The following is a 2,500-nucleotide window of genomic DNA, read 5'->3' as shown; positions in this document are numbered from 1 at the left end:
ACGATCCGTCTTTTAATTCTCGGCATGTTTGCCAAACTCGCTCCTTCCGGAATGATGAGGGATTCTCCGATTTTATTTGAACTTCACATGCTTCTTTCGAAAGAATATGAAAAGAAAAAGCAAAACGCAAAGGCGATCGAATCCGCGCTTGCTGCGATTCGTTATAGAGACTTCAGTCATACCGAAAAGGAATTCTTAGATGAAAGAAGGCTGGCCGAAATTTTCGATCCTGTCGAAAGACAAGCGGCTCTTTACCATAGCAGGTCCCTAGAAAATTTGGAGAAGTCCAAAAAGGATCTTAAAGATTCTAAGGATTTCTTTCATCTTTTCGAAGCCAATTTGATGCGAGGGAAGGAAACAAAAATCACGGAACGAGATTCAAGCGGAAGAACTTTCGAAAGAACGTTAGCCGCAAGTGAACTTCCGGCCTTTAAGGAAAAAATCGCTCAGTCCGAAAACGATCTCAAAAATAAGGAAAAGGAATATAACGATTCCAAGTCCGTTTTCTACGAAAACTTTCGAAAGAAGAAGTCCAGAGAGGATGCGGATGCCGTTTATTATTTAGCGGGGCTTGTAAAACAAGCCGAAAGCGAAAATAAAGAGAGACTGAAAGTAGTGAATCAATTCGGAGCTGCGGGAACCGGGATTTTCGTTTTATTCGATTACAAGCGGAACACGGACTTTTATGCAACCGCCGCTCTTTGGGAACTCGCGACCAAACTCGATCCTACCATGAAGGAACCTGTTTTAGATCTTGCGAAAGAACTCAAGGCTTCTGGTAAAAAGGCGAAAGCGGTCGATTTTTATAAAAGATATCTGGAACTTTCTCTTGCGGAACGAACCGAAGAAAACAAGCTTGCGGAGATTTATTTCGCGATCGCTTCTCTTTATACCGAATTGAAGCAGAACGTTTTGGCTTCTTCCTTTTACGAACTGTATTACAAAGCGGAAATCAATCCCAAAAAGAAAAATTCATTTGCATACGAACTTGGTTCCTTTTTTGAAAATAGAACCGGTGATTTGGAACGGGCCGCTCTTTATTACGGAGTCTGGCTCAAAAATCATCTAAGTCCGGAAACCGAGAGTCTTCCTTTTGCGGACATCTGTGAACTTCATCGTCAGGAATTTCTGGCGGAGTTCGGAATTTCGAAACTGCACTCGTATCGTAGAAAACGCCAGGAAGAAAAGGGCGCTTTAAAAGCGGCGATCCGTTCATACGAACGTTTAAAGGAAATTTATAAAGTAGAAGAAAACAGAAACGCGACTTTAAAAAAAGAAACGCTTGCGATCAAAAGAAATCTTTTGGAAAAAACGGACGATTCGATCATGGCTCAGTATCGTCTGAAGGACTTGGATTTTCAGGAATCTACGAGTCGTCTCGGAGTCGTTAGAACCAAATTGAATTCTACGCCTGTGACTTTGGCAATGAAAAAGTTATCGATTCTCCTCGAAGAAGAAAAAGACTTTCTTTCCGCGAGAAAAATTTATGAAGACATCGTGAAGATCGGAAATCCGATCGAAATTAATTTTTCCTTGATGAACATAGATCGAATCAATAAAATTTTAGAAGACGGGATCAAAAGAGAACCGTTTTGAAATACGTCTGTCCGCAAAACAACTCGACTGGAATCGAAAGTATTGCTCTCTTCTCGTAGGGTTTGTATCAGAACTTGTCCCAAAAGAAACTAAAGCGTCTCGCTTCTATTGGCGCTCGACGGGATTTAAATTCAATTCGGATCTTTTTTAACGTAAGAAAATGAGAAAGCGATTATTATGTTGCGATCAGTAGAGAGCCGTAACCAACCCCACAAGTTAAGAAGGCTTTTGGGATAATAAGGATCAAAAACTGATATTTTTCAAGTGTTCCGACAAGAATAAGGCTTTTTACTTGCAAAAAGTATCATTTTCTGATAGAGAAAAATTTTCCGAACCTTTCCGCCTCCAAACTCAGCGCCTCGCTCTTCAGCAGAGCTCGTCATCCCACCCAAAAATAAGGGGAAACTCAGGCACAACGCTTCCTAAGGGGCGCGTTGTGGGAACTAAGTTGCACAGAGGATTTGTCGTAATTCCGACAGATTTATCTTCGGATCCAAGTACTTATGGGTAAGGTTATGTTAGAGAGCAACACTTTAGTTTCTTATTCGCCCAAACTTGCTTAGGCCGAACTCACGTCTTTTTAAGATAAGATTTTCGGAACAAATCGAAATACGGATCGCGATATTCGCGAATTTGTTTTTTACTTCATCGCTTTTTCGATGTCATTGTCCGATGGAGAGGGAATATCTTCTATATAAGGTGTTTGCGTAGAACGAACCAAAAATTCAACCTCGTCAATCACGTCTCCTTCGTAGGCGATTTTAAGAAGATACTTTCCGGGAGTAAGTCCTTGAAAAGAACCTTCGATCGTTTTGGAAATTGGGTTCGGTCTTTTTCGGAGAACGTCCATCTCATTGTATCCGAGTTGGAAGCGACTTAAACTCACATAAGTCACTGCGGTTTC

Annotated in this window: 2 protein-coding genes (both only partly in view); one reads left to right on the top strand and one right to left on the bottom strand. The window is 41.1% G+C overall.

Annotated elements, in window-relative coordinates; translation table 11 throughout:
* On the top strand, window positions 1-1,596 hold the 3' portion of the coding sequence (locus tag FHG67_RS14180) for a hypothetical protein (protein WP_004500969.1). Its footprint begins 354 nt before the window's first position; only the last 1,596 of its 1,950 coding nucleotides appear in the window; its start codon lies off the left edge, out of view; the stop codon is at window positions 1,594-1,596.
* 640 nt (window positions 1,597-2,236) lie between these two features.
* Here the strand turns inward: FHG67_RS14180 and FHG67_RS14175 are convergent.
* Window positions 2,237-2,500, bottom strand: the 3' portion of a protein-coding gene (locus FHG67_RS14175) for an LIC_12238 family plasminogen-binding lipoprotein (protein WP_004494795.1). It continues 255 nt past the right edge of the window; only the last 264 of its 519 coding nucleotides appear in the window; the start codon falls outside the window, past its right edge; the stop codon is at window positions 2,237-2,239.

It is taken from the genome of Leptospira weilii, from assembly GCF_006874765.1.
Lineage (GTDB): Bacteria > Spirochaetota > Leptospiria > Leptospirales > Leptospiraceae > Leptospira > Leptospira weilii.
Note: the sequence above shows the minus strand (reverse complement) of the source record. Positions and strands in the feature narration are given on the sequence as shown.